The sequence below is a fragment of the Luteimonas sp. BLCC-B24 genome, assembly GCF_028550595.1.
Lineage (GTDB): Bacteria > Pseudomonadota > Gammaproteobacteria > Xanthomonadales > Xanthomonadaceae > Luteimonas.
Genome location: NZ_JAQQGN010000002.1, coordinates 509107 through 526410, shown reverse-complemented (window position 1 = coordinate 526410; position 17304 = coordinate 509107). Strand labels below are relative to the sequence as shown.

The window sequence follows — 17304 nt, the reverse complement described above, 5'->3', positions numbered from 1 at the left end:
TCGACACGGGTACACGATGCGCGGCGCACGGCCTCACAGCGCAAACGGCATCACACCGTTTTCGTGCGGCCGCTAGGTATGCTGTCTGCCGCACAGGGGGATGCATGTCGGAACCGTTCGTCGCGCAGGACGCCAAGGCGCCATTGCCGGAGATCCCGGGCTATCGCATCACCCGCGTGATCGGCCACGGCGGCATGGCGACCGTCTATCTCGGCACCCAGGTCTCGCTGGGGCGCGACGTCGCGATCAAGGTCATGCTGCCCGAGGCGCTGGCCGACGAGGTCAGCCGTCGCCGCTTCGAGAACGAGGCGCGTACGATCGCCCGGCTCGAGCATCCGAACATCGTGGGCATCCACGAGGTGGGACGCACGGCCCAGGGGCTGCCCTGGTACTCGATGCCGCATCTCCCGCATGGTCACCTCGGGCAGCGCAACCTCACCGGTGATCAGCGGCGGATCCGCGAGGTGCTGCGCGCCCTGCTGTCCGCCCTGGCCTACGCGCACGCGCGCGGCGTGATCCATCGCGACGTCAAGGCCGAGAACGTCCTGTTCGACGAAGCCGATCGCCCTCTGCTGGCGGACTTCGGCATCGCCCTGCGCCGTGGCTACGGCACCCGGGTGACGATGGTCGGCCTGGCCGTCGGCAGCACCGCCTACATGGCCCCCGAGCAGGCGCGCGGCCAGCAGGTCGATTTCCGCGCCGACCTCTACAGCGTGGGTGTGCTCGCGTGGGAAATGCTGACCGGCGAGCTGCCCTACAAGGGCGACGACGCGCTGTCGATGGCGCTGGCCCACACCCAGAACCCGATTCCCCGCCTGCCACCGGCGCTTCGCCACTGGCAGCGCTTCATCGACCGCGCCCTCGCGAAATCGTTCACCCGCCGCTTCAGCGATGCCGCCGCGATGCTGCGCGCCCTCGACGAGGTGCCGCAGCGTGAAGGCACCGGTGAGCGCGTGGTCGCGAACGCGCTGCACACGCTGCGCGCAGGGTCGCGGCGGCTGCCGCCGGTCGTCTGGGCACCGATCGTGCTGGTCCTGGCGGCCGGCGCCGGCCTCGCACTGAACGTCTCCCGGGACACCGGGGCGGTGGACGATTCGGCGGCCGCATCACTGGCCGGCGCCGGGCAGACCGCGGCGCCCGGTCCCGGCGGAGCGAGCAGCGAACCGGCGGCGGCGCCGGTGTCCGGCAGCGCCGGCGAACCGCGCGCGGCGCCGGTGTCGGACGCGGACCGTCATCTCGCCGACGCCGAACGGCTGGTCCGCGCGGGCCAGCTGGTGACGCCGGCCGGCCGGAACGCCTTCGCGTCCCTGCAGGCCGCGTGGGAGGCGGATCCGGAGCACCTGCGCGCGCCCGCGGTGGCCGACCGGGCGTTCGACGCGGTTGCGACCCGTGCACGCCCCCTGATCGTCGCGGGCGACGACCGCAGCGCGACCGCCCTGCTGCAGGCCGCGCGGCGCTATGCGGACACGGCCGGCCGCAGCGACAGCGACGCACTGCGCCGCCTCCGCGCAGCGGTCGCCGAGGCGGTCGAAACCCGCATCACCGATGCCGCCGGCAACGTCGACCGGGACGCGGCGCTGGCCAGCCTGGCGATCGCCGATGTCATCGGCCTGGACGCGCCGATGACGACGCGGCTCACCCGCCAGGCCCGCGCGATCCCCGATCTGGCGGCGCTGGCGAAGCGGGTGCCCGGCGGCGCCCGCGTGGTCCGTACCGCCGACGGCGTGTTCGCGATCGCGAACGCACCGGTCAGCCGGGCCGACTACGCCGCCTTCGTCGCCGCCACCGGTCACACCTCGGCGGCCTGTCGCGCGCGCGGCTCGGTGCTGCGTGCGGTGGCACCGCGGACCTGGGACAACCCCGGTTTCGAGCAGGCGCCGTCCGATCCCGTGGTCTGCGTGTCCTGGCACGACGCGGTCGACTACGCCCGCTGGCGCAGCGAGCGCGACGGGCTGTCCATCGTGGTGGCCTCGGTGGCCCAGGGCGCGAGTGCGCCGACGCGCGGCGACGGCCCGGCCGAATGGCGGAGCGATTGCGCGGCGGCGTGCAAGGAGCGCATCGCTGCGGGACGGATCAAGCGCGATGCGCTCGACAGCCGCGCGCTCGATCCGCGGCGCGGCTACGAGGACGTCGGATTCCGCGTGGTGCATCTGCCCTAAGCCGCCGGCCCGCGCAGTGGCGGCCGCCGCGCGCGGGGGCGAAAGGCGCGCGACTTCTCTGCCGCGACGGCCGCGCGCAGAATGCGCGTTCCCCCGTCGTCCCGGATCCCCATGAGCCCCCCTTCGCTGGGCGTTCGCCTGCAGCGCCTGTTCCTCACCGGTCTGCTCACACTGCTGCCGATCTGGCTGACCTGGATCGTCGTCAAATTCGTGTTCGTGCTGTTGTCGGAGATCAGCACGCCATGGGTGGCTCCGCTGTCGATGCAGATCGCCGCGTGGTTTCCCAACTCGCTGGGCTGGATCAATGCGGTGTCGGTGCAGGCGACGATCGCCCTGGCGGCGACGATCGGTCTCATCCTGGTCGTCGGCTGGCTCGCACGCCGCGTGGTCGGCCAGCGCATGCTGGCGTGGGTGGAGGCGCTGGTGCAGCGCATTCCGCTGGCGAACGTGATCTATTCCAGCGCACGCAAGCTGCTCGACATCCTGCAGACCAAGCCCGACGGCACCCAGCGCGTGGTGCTGATCGAGTTTCCGCATCCGGGCATGAAGTCGGTCGGCTTCGTCACCCGGGTGATCCGCGAGCAGGGCACCGGGCGCGAGCTCGCCGCGGTGTATGTGCCGACGACGCCGAACCCGACCTCCGGATATCTGGAAATCGTGCCCTTGGATGCGATGACGCCGACCGACTGGACCGTCGACCAGGCGATGAGTTTCATCATCTCCGGCGGCGCCGTGGCGCCTGACACCATTCCCTTTGGCGCCCCCGCGGACGCCGCGCGCCTCTGACCCTTGCCGCCAGGCAACGCAGGCGCCAGCATCGGGACTCCGCCGTGTGGAGTCCGCCATGAAGCACCCGCTCGTTTTCGCCCTCGCGATGGTCGTGTCCACCGGCGGAGGGCTGGCCGGGTGCCAGCGCGAGTCCGCGCCGCCTGCGGCCGCATCGGCAGGGGTGGCCCCCGAGAACGCGGAGGCACGCGCGGAGCGGCTCGACGCACTGTATGCCGAGTACTGGGACGAACTGCTGCAGCTCAACCCGGTGCAGGCCACCTTCCAGGGCGACACGCGCTACAACGACCAGCTTCCCGATTTCGGCAGCGCCGAATACCGCGAGCAGGTGCGCGCCTTCAACGAGCGCTGGCTCAAGACCGTCGAAGCGGTCGGCAGTGAGGGCCTGGACGGCCAGGCTCTGCTGAGCTACCGGATCTTCGTCCAGGAACGGCGCAACGCGCTCGATGCGGAGCGGTTTCCGTCGTGGATGCTGCCGGTCAACCAGATGGGCAGTCTGGTCAGTTATGCGGTGCTGCTGGGTTCGGGCACCAACGCCCAGCCGTTCGCGACCGTCGCCGACTACGAGGCCTGGCTGCGCCGCGCGGCGCGCATTCCGGTGCTGATCGACACCGAGATCGCCAACATGCGCGCGGGCATCGAGGCCAACGTGGTGCAGCCGCGCGTGGTGATGGAGAAAGTGCTGCCGCAGTTCGATGCCGTCCTCGTCGACGACGTGGAGCAAAGCCCGTTCTGGGGGCCGATGACGCGCATGCCCGACGGTGTTTCCGACGCCGATCGCGACCGGCTCGCGGCCGCGTTCCGCACGCTGATCGGCGAGCAGCTGCAGCCCGCGATCCGGCGCCAGCGCGACTTCATCGCCGACGAGTACCTCCCGCACACGCGCGACAGCGTGGGCCTGGACGCCCTGCCCGACGGCATGGCCTGGTACGCGTTCGCAGTGAAGCAGCAGACCACATCGGAGCTCATGCCCGAGGCGATCCACCAGATCGGACTGGACGAGGTCGCGCGCATCCACGGCGAGATGCGCGGCATCATGGCGCAGACCGGGTTCGACGGCACGCTGCAGGATTTCTTCCGTTACATGCAGACCGACCGCCGGTTCGAGTTCCGCTCCGAGGACCAGCTGCTCGCGCACTATCGCGGTATCGAGCAGAGGATCGCGTCGCGGGTGCCCGAGCTGTTCTCGCTGACCCCGAGGGCCGGCTTCGAGATCCGTCCGGTCGAGGCCTTCCGTGCGAAGTCGGCGGCCGGTGGGTCCTACCAGTCGCCGAGCGAGGACGGCAGCCGGCCCGGCATCTTCTACGTCAATACCTTCGACCTGCCGACGCGCAAACGCTGGGAGGCCGAGAGCCTGTTTCTGCACGAGGCCATTCCCGGCCACCACTTCCAGCTCGCGCTGCAGCAGGAACTCGAAGGCGTGCCCGCGTTCCGGCGCTTCGGGGGCGAGACCGCCTACATCGAAGGCTGGGGCCTGTACGCCGAAAGCCTCGGCCGGGCGCTCGGCCTCTACACCGATCCCTACGACGACTTCGGCCGGCTGCAGGCGGAACTGTGGCGCGCGGTGCGCCTCGTCGTCGACACCGGCCTGCACAGCAAGGGCTGGTCACGCCAACAGGTGCTCGACTACATGTTCGAGAATTCCTCGGTCAGCGAGCCCGACGCGATCGCCGAGGCCGAGCGCTACATCGCCTGGCCCGGGCAGGCACTGGCCTACAAGATCGGCGAACTCAAGATCCAGGAGCTGCGCACGCGCAGTGAGGCCGCACTCGGCGACGCCTTCGACATCCGCGCGTTCCATGCCGAGGTGCTGAAGGACGGCGCCCTGCCGCTACCGCTGCTGGAGGCGAAGATCGATGCGTGGATTGCCGCGGAGCGTGCGCGCCCGGTGTCGCCCGACGCCGACAACGCGGACGCCACCGGCTGACGCCTCGCAACCAGTGCGCGGGCCGGGGTCAGTCGAGAGCCGGTGATTTCATGCCAGCACGCCGACACAAGGCGTCGCGGCGTCATGCAACTCGGCAGGGCCGTGCGGCGCCCGACGGGTTCGCGCGTTCACTGGCTCGCAGGCCGCGGGCGCGCTTGCGGACGACCGCCACACGCTCCATCGCCGCATGTGGCGCGCGCCATGCGCGTGCGATTTCGCGCCGCGCACCCCGCTCGCCCGCACTGCCCGTACCTGCGCCTAAGCCGCCCGCGCGTCGGCGCACGACAGGACGATGTCGGCGTCGCCGATGGCTGCGCGCGTCCGCTTCACGGATGGCCATCCACCGCAGGCAGACGGCCTTCCGCAAAGCGCAATGCGGCGCTGCCGCTTGCCCGGCCGGATGCGAGCGGCGATGCTGCGGACCGATTCACGTCGGGGAAGCGCTCTGATTCGCACGATGTTCTCAACGATGCTCGGCATGCTGGTCGCGACAATGGTCGCGCTCGGCCTGGAGTTCGTCGGCAAACGCGTGTTCCCGCTGCCGGCTGGCTCGCTCGCCGCCGATGCCTCACCAGCCGACCTGATCGCCGCCGCGCCGATCGGCATGTTGCTGTTCGTCGTCGCCGGGCGCCTGTGCGGCGCGTTGTGCGGCGCCTGGGTGGCAGCGAGGCTTGCACGCCGTCATTCGATGACCGCGGCGATGACGGTCGGCGCCCTGGTGCTGCTGAGTTGCGCGCTGGATGCGTGGATGCTGCCGCAGCCGCTTTGGATGCTGCTGCTGGGCGTCGTCGCACCGCTTCCGTTGGCCTGGTGCGGCGGCCAGCTGGCCTGCCGCGGATCCGCCCCGACGCCCTGATCCCACACGGACACCGCCCGAATGCAGGCTTCACTGCTGACCACACTGCTGCTGCCGCTCGCGCTGGGCGTGATCATGTTCGGTCTCGGGCTGGGCCTCGGGCTCGATGATTTCCGGCGCATCGCGCGCTATCCACGCGCGGTGGTCATCGGCCTCGTGCTCCAGATCGGTGTCCTGCCGTGGGCCGCCTTCGGGCTCGCCCTGCTCTTCCGCCTGCCGCCCGAGCTCGCGGTCGGCCTGATGCTGCTGGCCGCTTCGCCCGGCGGCGCTACCGCGAACATCTACAGTCATCTCGCCCGCGGCGACGTGGCGCTCAATATCACCCTGACCGCGGTCAACAGTCTGCTGTGCCTGTTGACCCTGCCGCTGATCCTCAACCTGGCGCTGGATTTCTTTCTCGGCGCCGGCCAGTACGTGCCGCCGCCGGTAGGCAAGATCGTCGAGGTCGCGGTGATCATCGTGCTGCCGGTCAGCCTCGGCATGGCGACGCGCGCGCTGGCGCCTGCATTCGCGGCACGGATGGAACAACCGATCCGTCTGTTGTCGGTGCTGGTGCTGGCACTGTTGATCGTCGCCGCCGTCGCCCAGACCTGGAGCACCTTGCTGGGGTTCTTCGCGGCGGTCGGCCTCGCCTGCCTGCTGTTCAACCTGGTCAGCATGGGCGTCGGCTACGCGGCACCCCGTGCGCTGAAGCTGCCGCGCCGGCAGGCGATCGCGATCGCGATGGAGATCGGCATCCACAACGGCACGCTGGCGATCTTCATCGCCCTCAACGTGCTGGAGCGGCCGCTGACCTCGGTGCCGGCGGCGGTCTACAGCCTGCTGATGTTCTTCACCGCCGCCGTGTTCGCGTACGGGCTCAACCGGCGCGCCAGGCACGCCACCGCCTGACGGCGCCGGGTGCCGGCGCTGCGATGCACGGGAAGCGCGATCCGGGACTGGTCGAAGATCCCGGCACTCCGCAGGCGCACACTCGCGCGCGACGGAGCCGCCGCCGGACGAGGCGACGCGGGCGTCCCGGATCGAACGGGCGGCGCGACAACACGCGCTTCGAACACGGTCGCCCGCTGCAGGCACCGTCGGACGTGACGTGAGACCGCGCCTGCGGCGGCGCTCCCCGCATCCGGTCGGCGAACGCCCCGCGTGTTCGCGCGGGGCATTCGGACCGTTAGTCCCCCCGCGGACTCACTCGGCGTTGCCGAAGGTCCCGTAGGGCTTCAGCTGCTCGGCCACGGCCGCGTCGCCGACGACGACGATGCTCTGCTGCCTGGGATCGAAGAATTCGCGAGCCACCGACTGCACCTGCGCGGCGGTCACTGCATTGGCGCGGTCGACGTAGCGGCTGAGGTAATCCGCCGGGCGGCCGAGCACCCAGTTCGTGGCCAGGGCCGATGCCACGGCACCCTGCAGCTGGTTCTGGAACAGGTACGTGCCGGCGGTGAAGCGCTTGGCCCGCTGCAGTTCGTCGGCATCGACGGCCACACGCCGCATCTGCTCGAACTCCTTGAAGAACTCGCCGATCGCCGCGCCGGTGACCTCGTTGCGCACGTCGGCCTGGGCCTGGAAGGCGCCGCCCTTCGCGCGCAGGCCGAAACTGCTGCCGGCGCCGTAGGTGTAGCCCTTGTCCTCGCGCAGGTTGCGCATCAACCGGCTGTCGAAACCGCCGCCGAGAATCGTGTTGGCCAGAGCGGCGGGAATCGCGCGCTCGTCGTCGGCATCGAAAGCGGGCCGCCCGATCCGCACCGCCGACTGCACGCTGCCGCTGCGCGGCACCAGCACGTACTGCGGCCCACGCGGCGGCACCGGTGTCGCCACCTCGTCCATCGTCGCGTCCGCGCCGCGCCAGTCGCCGAAGGCGGACTGCGCCAGCGCCAGCGCCGCGTCGCCGGTCAGCGGGCCGGCGATCACCAGCAGCGCGCGCTCGGGATGGAAGCGCGCCGCATGCGCGGCGGCCAGCCCCGCCGCATCCGTGCCCTCGATACCGGCCTCGGTCGGCAAGGTGTTGCCGTAGGGATGGTCGCCGAACAGCACCCGGCCCATCGCACGGTTGGCCTGGTAGGCCGGCTGCGCCTGCATGGCCTTGAGGCCCTGCAGCGCATTGGTCTTGGCCAGTTGCACCTCGTTGGCCGGGAAGGCCGGGTGGCGCACGACGTCGGCGAACACGGCCGCCAGCGGCGCGGCCGACGTGGCCAGGCCCGACGCGGTGACGAACACGCCGTCGCTGCCGGCACTGGCGCCGATGGACGCGCCGAGACGTTGCAGTTCCTCGGCGATCTGCACCGAGCTGCGCGTCGTCGTTCCCTCCTGGAGCAGGCCGGCGAGCAGGTTCGACATGCCCGGCAGTGCGGCGGGGTCGCTGGCGAGTCCGCCGCGCACGGCGAGCACGTAGTCGACCTTCGGCAGGCCGCCGGCACGTGGCACGACCCAGACGGTCAGGCCATTGTCGAGCCGGTGTTCGACCAGGCCGAGTTCGGGCAGCGGCCGGTCGGGGCCGTAGGCCGGCAGATCGGCCGGCAGTTCGGTCGGCGGGGCCGCGGCGGGCGGCGCGCCGGGACCTGGGGCCGGCTGCGCATGCACGGTGGCCGCGAACAGGCAGGCGATGAGTGCCAGCGCGAGCGGACGCGCGCGGCGGACAACGGGACGGATCTCCATGTCGCTCTCCTCAGTTCGGATTCGCGGGGGCGGACGCCGGCACGGCGATCCCACGGGCGGGCGCCATCGCCGCCGGCACGCGGTCGATGACGGTGCGGTTGGCCGCGGTCAGATAGGTCCGCGCCACGCGCTGCACGTCGGCGGCGGTGACCGCGTTCACCCAGCCGGGCACGCGGTTGAGGGTGTCCGCATCGCCCCACAGCAACTGCGCCTTGGCGAGTTCGTCGGCGCGCGAGATGAAGGGCTCGAGGCTGTTGACGTAGTCCGCCAGCAGCTTGGTCTTGGCCGCGGCGAGCGTGTCCGCGGCCACGCCTTCGGCGACGATGCGTGCGATTTCCTCGTCGATGGCCGCCAGCACCGCGTCCGGTTCGACGTTGGGTTTGTACAGCGCGAACAGCGTCATCAACGTCGGGCCGTCGTAATCCCAGGCGTGGCCCAGGGGCCAGCCCAGGCCGCCGTCGATGTTGAGCAGTTGTTCGCGCCCCTTGACCAGGCCTTGGTAGAGCCGCGACGCATCACCGCCGGCCAGCAGCTGCGACAGCACCGCCATCGGCGCGTGATCGGGCGTGCCGCGCGCCGGCATCTTCCAGCCCACCGCGAGTGCGGGCACCTGGGCCAGCGCGTCGGCCTGCGCCTCGCGCCGGCCTTCGGTGTTCAGCGGTTCGGACACGTCCGGGCGCGGCGGCGTCGGGCGCGCCGGGATGGCGCCGAAGTATTCCTCGACCATGGCGAAGGCCTCGGCCGGCGCGATGTCGCCGACGATGCCGATGACCGCGTTGTTCGGCCCGTAATAGTCGCGGTGGAAGGCCTCCACGTCGGCCAGGGTGGCGCCTTCGAGGTCCTTGAAGCTGCCGTAACCGTCGTGGGCGTTCGCCCATTTGTCGAAGGCCAGGCGGTTCATGTCGAACACGAAGAACAGCCCGTAGGGCTGGTTCTGCACGTTGACCCGGATCTCTTCCTTGACCACGTCCTGCTGGTTCTTCAGATTGGTCTCGGAGAAGTCGAGCGTCTTCATCCGGTCCGCCTCGAGCCACAGGATCGGCCGCAGCGCCGAGACCGGCGCGGTCTCGATGTAGTTGGTGTAGTCCGGACGCGTGGAGCCGTTGAGCCGGCCGCCGCCGCCCTGGATCACGCGGTCGAAGACACCCTTGGGCGCGGTCGGCGTGCCCTGGAACATCAGATGCTCGAACAGGTGCGCGAAGCCGGTGCGGTTTTCGGGTTCCAGGCGCATGCCGACGTGGTAGACCACGCTGACGCCGACGGTGGGCGAACTGCGGTCCTCGGACACCACGACCGTCAGCCCGTTGTCGAGGCGCCGGGTTTCGATCGGCAGACGCCACTCCACCTGTTGCGCGGCCGCCGGCGCAGCCAGCAGCGCGAACAGCGCGAGCGCGCCGCCCAGTCCTGCGAATCGTTTCATCGTCGGTTCCCTGTCCGCCCGCTCCCCGGGGCACGAATCCCGACTATAGCCCCGGCGCCGCCGCGGGTGCATGCCGCCGTGAAGACGCCCGCACCGTGCCGCGCGCACGCGGCGGCGCGCTCAGCGCTGCGGCGGATCCGCCGGTGTCTCGTCGTCGAGGCCGACGTTGCTGCGCGCCGCGTCGTAGACCTCGCGGTCCAGCAGGCCGGTCTCGCGCGCCACCAGCACCGGCACCAGCATCTGGCCGGTGACGTTGGTCATCGTGCGCATCATGTCGAGGATGCGGTCGATCGCCAGCAGCAGACCCAGGCCCTCGAGCGGCAGCCCGGCCGCCGACAGCACCACCGTCGCCATGACCACCGCCGTGCCCGGCACGCCGGCGGTGCCGAAGCTGCCGAGCACCGAGGCCAGCAGGATCGCCGCGTACTGGGCGAAGCTGAGTTCGATGCCGAAATACTGGGCGATGAAGACCGCCGCGAGCGTGGGATAGATCGCACCGCAGCCGTCCATTTTGATCGTCGCGCCCAGCGGCACGGCGAACGCGGCGTAATCGCGATTGACGCCGAGGTTGTGGGTCACGCTGCGCAGCGCGACCGGCATCGATGCCAGACTCGACGAACTGACGAACGCCACCTGCATGCCGGGCGCGGCGCCGCGGAAGAACTTCAGCGGGTTGAGCCCGTGCGCCAGCAGCAGGCCGCTGTAGACGACGAGGATGTGCGCCGCGCAGGCCACGTACAGCGCGATGACGAAGTTGCCCAGGGGCAGCAGCCGTTCGAAGCCGTAGGTGCCGACCAGCGCGGCGATCAGGCCGAAGGTGCCGATCGGCGTGAGCTCGAGCACGAACCGGGTGACCTGGATCATGGCGTCGCTGGCCTGGCCGACCAGCGTGCGCAGGGCCGCGACGCGGTCCCCCAGCTTCACCAGCGCGAAGCCCACCAGTCCGGCGAAGAAGATCACCTGCAGGATCCTGCCTTCCGACAGCGCCGCGAACGGGTTGGTCGGCACCACGCCCAGCAGCACCTCGATCGGCGTCGGCACCTCGCGCGGCGTGTAGTCGGCGGCCACGGTCAGCGATCCCGCCTCGACACTCAGCCCGGGATTGAAGGTGTAGGCCACCGCGAAGCCGATGCCGACCGCGAGCACCGCGGTGGCGGCGAACCAGCCGAAGGTGCGACCGCCGAGCGCCGCGATCGACTGCTGACCGTGCAGCGCGGCGACGGCGTTCATCACCGCGAAGAACACCAGCGGCACCGCGATCATGCGGATCAGGTTGACGTACAGCGTGCCCAGCGGTTGCAGCCAGGTGCCCGCCGCCGGCCCCAGAAGCCAGCCCACCAGCGCGCCCAGCACGAAGGCGCCGAGCACGCGCTGCCAGAACGGAATGCGGAACCACCACGCCAGAGCGCTCATCGGGGCCTGCCCAAAGGGTCAACACGCGACCATACGTGAGCGCATCCATGTTGGCGACGCCCTCGCCGAGACGCCAGCGTCCCATATCTGCAACGCCGGCGCGGATGCTGCCCAGCCCGCCGCATCCGCATGCGCCCACGCCTGCACGCAACGGCGTGCACGGCGAGCGCGGCCCGGGTGCGCCGTCGGGTCGGCCGCCGATGCCGGATTCCGACGCGGATCAGCGCCGCGTTCGTCCGCTCGGCAGGCCCCGCATCGACGACCGCATCGCGGCGACGCGTCCGCACCGCCGCGCGCTGCCGCCGAGCCGTCATGCCGGGCGGGCATAATTGCGCGGCTTCTCCCACCGGATGCCGTGTTTCCATGCGATTGCCGACCGCAGGCCTGGCCTGCTCGCTGACCCTGCTCTGCGCCGCCTGCGCCTCCACGCACACCCCGTCCGCCGGTCCTGTCCGCCCGATCGACGTGCCGCCCGCCGCCACCCGCGCCGACGAGACCGCAGACTGGTGGTATCGCAGCGGCGCCGCGCGCGCAGCCGCCAACGGGGCGATGGCGGGCCGGGCGAAGAACGTCATCGTGTTCCTCGGTGACGGCATGAGCCTGACCACGGTCGCCGCGGCGCGCATCCTCGAAGGCCAGCGCCTCGGCCGCAGCGGCGAGGAACACCAGCTGAGCTGGGAGCGCTTTCCGCACACCGGCCTGAGCAAGACCTACAACACCGATTCGCAGACGCCCGACTCGGCCGGCACGATGACCGCGGTCGCGACCGGCGTGAAATCGCACATGGGCGCGATCGGTGTCGCGTCCGGGCTGCGCGGCGACTGCGCCGGCAGCCTGCAGCGGCATGTCCAGTCCTGGCTGCGCCTGGCCGATGACGCGGGCCTGGCGACCGGGGTGGTCACCACGACGCGTCTGACCCACGCCACACCGGCCGCGACCTACGCCCACGTGCCCGACCGCAACTGGGAAAACGACGCCGACCTGCCCGAGGCCGCGCGCGCGGCGGGCTGTCGCGACATCGCCCAGCAGATTCTCGATTTCCCGGCCGGCAAGGGGCCGCGCATTCTGATGGGCGGTGGCCGGGGCGAATTCCTGCCGGTCACCGAGCGCGATCCCGAACACGCCGACAAGGTGGGCAAGCGGCTCGACGGCCGCAACCTGCCGGCCGAATGGCGTGCCGCGAATCCGGGCGGCGCCTACGTCTGGAACACCGCCCAGCTGCGCGCGGCCGCGGGCGCCGACGCGGTGCTCGGCCTGTTCGAATACGACCACATGCAGTACGACCACGACCGCGACACGAGCGACACCGGCGAGCCGGATCTCGCCGAGATGACCCGGTTCGCGATCGCGCACCTGGCCCGGAGCGACGCGGGCTACGTGCTGCTGGTGGAAGGCGGCCGCATCGACCACGCCAACCACGAGGGCAACGCCTTCCGCGCCCTCGACGAAACGGTGGCGATGTCGCGTGCGGTGCAGGCCGCGGTCGAGGCGACGTCGGCCGACGACACGTTGATCCTGGTCACCGCCGATCATTCCCACACGCTGAACTTCGTCGGCTACCCGACCCGCGGCAATCCCATCCTCGGCAAGGTGCGCGGCCGCGTCAGCGAGGACGACGACCCGAACGCCTACGCCCTCGACGCGACCGGCCTGCCCTACACCACGCTGTCCTACGCCAACGGCCCGGGCTACACCGGCGCCAGCAACCGGCAGCCGGCCGGGCCCAAGACCCATCTCCACCAGCCGGGCAGCTTCGAGCCCGCCACCGGTCGCCCGGACCTGCGCGGGGTCGACACCGAGCACCCCGACTTCATGCAGGAAGCGCTGGTGCCGATGAAGAGCGAATCCCACGGCGGTGACGATGTCGGCATCTGGGCCCGTGGCCCGGGCAGCGACGCGGTGCGCGGCACCGTCGAGCAGAACGTGATCTACCACCTGATCGTGCAGGCCACACCGGCCTTGCGCACGCAGCTGTGCAGGACCGGCCACTGCAACGCCGACGGCGTGCCGGTCGAGCTGCCGGTCATGACGCCGGTCGACGCACCGGCGCGCGCGGCGGACTGAGACCGGCGGAGATCGAACCCGCGCGCCTGGCGCTGCAAGCGCGCGCGCGCCGGGCACGACCGCCTCGGCCTCGCCCGAAGGTACGACGCGCCCCACCGCATCCATTCGCTAAGCTGGCCGCCTCCCCCAATCCGATGCGGAGCGGCACCCATGAATCGACTCGACGGCAAGGTCTGCGTGGTCACCGGCGCGGCCAGCGGTATCGGCAAGCGCATCGCCGAGGTCTACGCCGGGGCGGGTGGCAAGGTCGTCATCGCCGATCTCAAACTCGACGCGGCCGAAGCGACCGCCAACGGGATCCGCGACGCCGGCGGTGACGCGCTGGCGGTGGCGATGGACGTGACCGACGAAGCCCAGGTCGTCGACGGCATCGCGAAGGCCGTCGCGCATTACGGCCGCATCGACGTGCTGGTGTCCAATGCCGGCATCCAGATCGTCAACAAGGTCACCGACTTCAGCTACGCGGACTGGAAGAAGATGCTGGCGATCCATCTCGACGGCGCGTTCCTGACCACCCGCGAGTGCCTGCGTGACATGGAAACCCGCAGGAGCGGCGGCGCGATCATCTACATGGGCTCGGTGCACTCGCACACCGCGTCCAAGCTCAAGGCGCCCTACGTCACCGCCAAGCACGGCCTGCTCGGCCTGGCCCGCACGGTCGCCAAGGAGGCCGCGGCCTACGGCGTGCGCGCGAACGTGATCTGCCCGGGTTTCGTGCGCACGCCGCTGGTCGACAAGCAGATTCCGGAGCAGGCGAAGGAGCTGGGCATCAGCGAGGACGAGGTCGTCCGCAACGTGATGCTCAAGGACACCGTGGACGGCGAGTTCACCACCGTCGACGACGTCGCCGACGTGGCCCTGATGCTGGCCGCGTTCGAAACCAATGCGCTGACCGGCCAGAGCCTGGTGGTCAGCCACGGCTGGTACATGCAGTGAGCCGCGTCGCTGCCGACGCGCCGACGCCCGATGCGGCGATCTGCGCGCGGGTCGCACGCTACCCCACGATCGCGCTGGTGCTGCAGGGCGGCGGCGCGCTCGGCGCCTACCAGTGCGGGGTGTACGAACGCCTGCACCAGTCCGGCATCCGCCCGAACTGGTTCGCCGGCATCTCGATCGGGGCGATCAATGCCGCCATCCTGGCGGGCAATCCGCCCGAGGACCGGGTCGCGCAGCTGCACGCGTTCTGGGAGACGGTGACCGAGCCCGCCGGCCCGTTGTCGCTGCCGGCACTGGCGATCCGCACGGCGGTGGCCAGCCTGCCCCAGGATCCGGCACTGCTCTCCTGGGCCCGCGGCCTGAGCGCGATGGGAGCCCTGCTCCAGGGCCAACGCGGTTTCTTCGAGGCGCGGCCACTGTCGCCGTTCGTCATGCCGGCCGACGGCAGCGCCGCGGCGACGAGCTTCTACGACACCGCGCCGCTGCGCGAGACGCTGCTGCGCTTCGTCGATTTCGACCGCATCAACCGCGACCACACGGTGCGTCTGACCGTGGGCGCCACCCGCGTGACCCGCGGCAACGTCCGTTATTTCGACAGCGCGCTCGAGCCGATCCGGGTCGAACACATCCTCGCCTCCGGGGCCCTGCCGCCGGCATTCGCGGCCATCGAGATCGACGGCGAGCCGTACTGGGACGGTGGCATCGTGTCCAATACCCCGCTGGAGTACATCCTCGACTGCCGTCCGCACGAGGACACCCTGGTGCTGCAGGTCGACCTGTGGAGCGCGCGCGGGCCCGCCCCCCGTTCGATGCTCGACGTGCTGGAGCGGATGAAGGACATCCGCTTCTCCAGCCGCACCCGGCACGGCACGCAGATGGTGGAGATGGCGCAGAAGCTGCGCACCTCGCTCAAGGAACTGATCGCCCGCCTGCCCGAGGGCCGGCTGCCGGCGCATCTGGATGCCACGCTGGCGCCCTATCTCGACGACCGCGTGTTCAACATCATCCATCTGATCTACCAGACCAAGGTCCACGAGCAGCAGAACAAGGATTACGCCTTCGGGCGCATCCCGCTGCGCGAACACTGGGACAGCGGGGTGCATGACATGGACCGCACGCTGCAGCACCCGGCCTGGTTCGACCTGCCCGATCGCGATATCGGCGTGGCCACGCACGACGTGCACCGGGTGCCGACGGGCTGACGGCGCGGGCGGGATCGGGCACCATCCCCGCCCGAAGACGCCGGAACGGGGTCGCCGCCGCGCAGCGGCGAGCGCCGGCACGCAATTTGCAAACGGCATGACCGCGGGCGGCCGCTGCCCGGACGATACGGGGCGCACGATGGTTCGACACGGGAGGGGGTCCCCGGCATGGCGATGCCTGCTGGCACTGGTGCTGCTGTCGCTGGTCGCACCGGTGCTGGCGGACGAGGCCCGCCGCACGCCGGCATTCCTCGTCGGCGGCGCGCCGACCGAGGCCGGCACGCCGATGCGCGCCTGCCCGCCCGGCGCGCTCGACCGGCTCGAGGAAGTCGAGATTCCCGCGCCGGCCGAGGGCTGGCCCGGCACGCCCCAGGCGGTGAACGTCTTCAACGTCTTCGCGGGCGAAGTGATGGTGGGGCTCGGCGACCGTGTGGTCTGCGGGCGCATGCACGACGCGCGCACCCGCGATTCCCGCTTTCGCGCCGGCGTGGGCCTGGTGGTGGTGCCGCCGGCCGGCAGCCACGACCCGGTCCGGGTGGCCTGGATGCCGCCGGTCAAATCGCACTGGATTCCGACGATCCGCATCGGCGGGCCCAGCCCGGTGCAACAGGAGGACACCCTGCGCCTGGTCATGCGGACCGCGTGCCTGGCGATCGCGCTGGCGCTCGCGTTCTCGGCATTGATGGGCTTCATCGGCGCGCGCGATCGCACCTTCCTCACGCACGTGGCGATGTGTCTGACCGTCCTGCTGTGGCAGGCGACGTTGAACGGCCTCAGCGGCTATCCGGTGCCCTGGCTCCCGGTCGGCGACCGGGAGGCCTGGTGGCAGGTGGCCTTCACGGCATTCGGCTTCGCCGCACTGCTGTACGGACTGTGGAGCCAGTCGGGGGTCGACCGGTGGCCGCGCCTGCGTCGTGCGGCGCGCTACAACGTGCGCGGCTTCATCGCCGCCGGTGTTCTCGTGCCGCTGCTGCCGTATTCGGCCCTGCGCCCGGCGTGGTGGCTGGTGGATCACGTGTTTCTGGTCTCGGTGGTCGGACTGACCTGCGTGGCCGTGCTGTCGCTGCGCCGCGGCAACCGCCGCGCCTTCGCGACGATCGCCGCCGGCGTGCCGGTGCTCGCCCTGCTCGCGCCGCCGATGGTCGGCGGACGGTTCGGCGTCGAGTACCGGGTGGAGCTCATCCAGGCCGTGCTGACGTGGTTCCTCATCGTCATGGCCTACACCCTGACCAATCGCTACGGACAGTTGCGCGCGCAGCGCGACGCCATGCGCCAGCTCGCCGACACCGACGCTCTGACCGGTCTGCCGAACCGCCGCGCGGGCCTGGCGCGGCTGGAGCAGTGCTTCGTCGATGCCCGCCGGACCGGAACCGCGCTGTCGCTGGGCTTCGTCGATGTCGACCTGTTCAAGCGCATCAACGACACCCATGGCCACGCAGTGGGCGACCAGGTGCTGGTGGCGGTGGCGGACGCACTGGTCTCCGACGTGCGCTCGCACGCAGACGTGGTGCGTATGGGCGGCGAGGAATTCCTGGTGCTGCTGCCGGGCGTCGACGCCGCACGCGCGCATGCACGACTGGAGCTGATGCGGCGCCGGATCGCGGACACCGCTTCCGCGCTCGGCGTGGCCGGTCTGCAGATCAGCGCCAGCATCGGGCTGGCCGCTTTGCGCACCGACGACGAGGACGCCGTCGCCCTGCTCCGCCGGGCGGACGATGCCATGTACCGCGCCAAACAGGCCGGCCGCGATCGGGTGACGCGGGATGATGCAGCTCACGCGGCGACGGCCGCGGAGGGGTTCGCCGGCTGATCGCGCCGGCGCATGCCCTAGGGACGACCCCAGCTGTCCGGCCCATGCACTGCCGATAGGCTACGTCGATCAGTTTTTT

General features: G+C 71.0%; 12 protein-coding genes. 9 read left to right on the top strand and 3 right to left on the bottom strand.

Annotated features, from left to right (window positions below; translation table 11 throughout):
• Positions 1-104 precede the first annotated feature (104 nt).
• The 5 genes from PQS31_RS06725 to PQS31_RS06705 all read left to right on the top strand — a co-directional run bounded on the left by PQS31_RS06725 (position 105) and on the right by PQS31_RS06705 (position 6619).
• The gene (locus PQS31_RS06725; RefSeq protein ID WP_272761889.1) at positions 105-2159 is read left to right on the top strand and encodes a bifunctional serine/threonine-protein kinase/formylglycine-generating enzyme family protein; all 2055 of its coding nucleotides are present in this window, start codon (positions 105-107) and stop codon (positions 2157-2159) included.
• A gap of 111 nt (positions 2160-2270) precedes the next feature.
• Positions 2271-2945, top strand: a complete 675-nt coding sequence (locus tag PQS31_RS06720) for a DUF502 domain-containing protein (RefSeq protein WP_272761888.1) — start codon at positions 2271-2273, stop codon at positions 2943-2945.
• Positions 2946-3003: 58 nt separating this feature from the next.
• Positions 3004-4872, top strand: coding sequence for a DUF885 family protein (locus PQS31_RS06715; RefSeq protein WP_272761887.1), 1869 nt, complete (start codon positions 3004-3006; stop codon positions 4870-4872).
• Positions 4873-5164: 292 nt separating this feature from the next.
• A complete protein-coding gene (locus PQS31_RS06710; RefSeq protein ID WP_272761886.1) occupies positions 5165-5728 on the top strand; it encodes a hypothetical protein in 564 nt (187 codons plus the stop codon).
• 21 nt (positions 5729-5749) lie between these two features.
• Positions 5750-6619, top strand: a complete 870-nt coding sequence (locus PQS31_RS06705) for a bile acid:sodium symporter family protein (protein ID WP_272761885.1) — start codon at positions 5750-5752, stop codon at positions 6617-6619.
• 294 nt (positions 6620-6913) lie between these two features.
• On the opposite strand, the gene PQS31_RS06700 is transcribed toward PQS31_RS06705, so the two are convergent.
• The 3 genes from PQS31_RS06700 to PQS31_RS06690 form a co-directional block, all read right to left on the bottom strand.
• Positions 6914-8380: a pitrilysin family protein gene (locus tag PQS31_RS06700; protein ID WP_272761884.1), complete on the bottom strand. Its 1467-nt coding sequence runs from the start codon at positions 8378-8380 to the stop codon at positions 6914-6916.
• A 10-nt stretch (positions 8381-8390) separates the two neighbouring features.
• Entirely contained in the window at positions 8391-9800 is a 1410-nt protein-coding gene (locus tag PQS31_RS06695; protein WP_272761883.1) for a pitrilysin family protein, read from the bottom strand.
• Positions 9801-9920: 120 nt separating this feature from the next.
• Entirely contained in the window at positions 9921-11213 is a 1293-nt protein-coding gene (locus PQS31_RS06690; RefSeq protein WP_272761881.1) for a dicarboxylate/amino acid:cation symporter, read from the bottom strand.
• A gap of 363 nt (positions 11214-11576) precedes the next feature.
• Here PQS31_RS06690 and PQS31_RS06685 point away from each other — a divergent pair, with 363 nt between their 5' ends.
• The 4 genes from PQS31_RS06685 to PQS31_RS06670 all read left to right on the top strand — a co-directional run bounded on the left by PQS31_RS06685 (position 11577) and on the right by PQS31_RS06670 (position 17225).
• A complete protein-coding gene (locus tag PQS31_RS06685) occupies positions 11577-13277 on the top strand; it encodes an alkaline phosphatase (protein WP_272761880.1) in 1701 nt (566 codons plus the stop codon).
• Positions 13278-13427: 150 nt separating this feature from the next.
• Complete coding sequence (locus PQS31_RS06680) at positions 13428-14213, top strand: 3-hydroxybutyrate dehydrogenase (protein ID WP_272761879.1); 786 nt, start codon at positions 13428-13430, stop codon at positions 14211-14213.
• Entirely contained in the window at positions 14210-15415 is a 1206-nt protein-coding gene (locus tag PQS31_RS06675; protein ID WP_272761878.1) for a patatin-like phospholipase family protein, read from the top strand. The genes PQS31_RS06680 and PQS31_RS06675 overlap by 4 nt, the downstream gene beginning before the upstream one ends.
• 139 nt (positions 15416-15554) lie before the next feature.
• Positions 15555-17225, top strand: a complete 1671-nt coding sequence (locus PQS31_RS06670; RefSeq protein WP_272761877.1) for a diguanylate cyclase — start codon at positions 15555-15557, stop codon at positions 17223-17225.
• Positions 17226-17304 lie beyond the last annotated feature (79 nt).

Coding starts and splice junctions, on each gene's coding strand:
- PQS31_RS06725 (WP_272761889.1), top strand. CDS start 105: ATGTCGGAACCGTTCGTCGCGCAGGACGCCAAGGCGCCATTGCCGGAG.
- PQS31_RS06720 (WP_272761888.1), top strand. CDS start 2,271: ATGAGCCCCCCTTCGCTGGGCGTTCGCCTGCAGCGCCTGTTCCTCACC.
- PQS31_RS06715 (WP_272761887.1), top strand. CDS start 3,004: ATGAAGCACCCGCTCGTTTTCGCCCTCGCGATGGTCGTGTCCACCGGC.
- PQS31_RS06710 (WP_272761886.1), top strand. CDS start 5,165: ATGTCGGCGTCGCCGATGGCTGCGCGCGTCCGCTTCACGGATGGCCAT.
- PQS31_RS06705 (WP_272761885.1), top strand. CDS start 5,750: ATGCAGGCTTCACTGCTGACCACACTGCTGCTGCCGCTCGCGCTGGGC.
- PQS31_RS06700 (WP_272761884.1), bottom strand. CDS start 8,380: ATGGAGATCCGTCCCGTTGTCCGCCGCGCGCGTCCGCTCGCGCTGGCA.
- PQS31_RS06695 (WP_272761883.1), bottom strand. CDS start 9,800: ATGAAACGATTCGCAGGACTGGGCGGCGCGCTCGCGCTGTTCGCGCTG.
- PQS31_RS06690 (WP_272761881.1), bottom strand. CDS start 11,213: ATGAGCGCTCTGGCGTGGTGGTTCCGCATTCCGTTCTGGCAGCGCGTG.
- PQS31_RS06685 (WP_272761880.1), top strand. CDS start 11,577: ATGCGATTGCCGACCGCAGGCCTGGCCTGCTCGCTGACCCTGCTCTGC.
- PQS31_RS06680 (WP_272761879.1), top strand. CDS start 13,428: ATGAATCGACTCGACGGCAAGGTCTGCGTGGTCACCGGCGCGGCCAGC.
- PQS31_RS06670 (WP_272761877.1), top strand. CDS start 15,555: ATGGTTCGACACGGGAGGGGGTCCCCGGCATGGCGATGCCTGCTGGCA.